The sequence below is a fragment of the Desulforamulus aquiferis genome (assembly GCF_030577015.1).
GTDB lineage: Bacteria > Bacillota > Desulfotomaculia > Desulfotomaculales > Desulfotomaculaceae > Desulfotomaculum > Desulfotomaculum aquiferis.
In genome coordinates this window covers 1-299 of sequence record NZ_JARPTC010000083.1, presented here as the reverse complement: position 1 = coordinate 299, position 299 = coordinate 1, and the positions used below count along the sequence as shown (strand labels likewise).

Here is a 299-nt window from a genome sequence, read left to right as displayed (position 1 = left end):
CTTCCCTCACGCGGCGTTGCTCCGTCAGGCTTTCGCCCATTGCGGAAGATTCCCCACTGCTGCCTCCCGTAGGAGTCTGGGCCGTGTCTCAGTCCCAGTGTGGCCGTTCGCCCTCTCAGGCCGGCTACCCATCGTCGCCTTGGTGGTCCGTTACACCACCAACTAGCTAATGGGACGCGGATCCATCTGATAGTGATAAATCTTTCCTAAGTAGAACATGCGTTCTGCTCAGCGTATCCGGTATTAGCAGCCGTTTCCAGCTGTTATCCCGGGCTATCAGGCAGGTTATCCACGCGTTA

Annotated in this window: 1 rRNA gene; it reads right to left on the bottom strand. The window is 57.2% G+C overall.

Going from position 1 to position 299, the window contains the following annotated elements:
• Positions 1-299, bottom strand: a 16S ribosomal RNA gene (locus P6N53_RS18625); the annotation flags it as partial.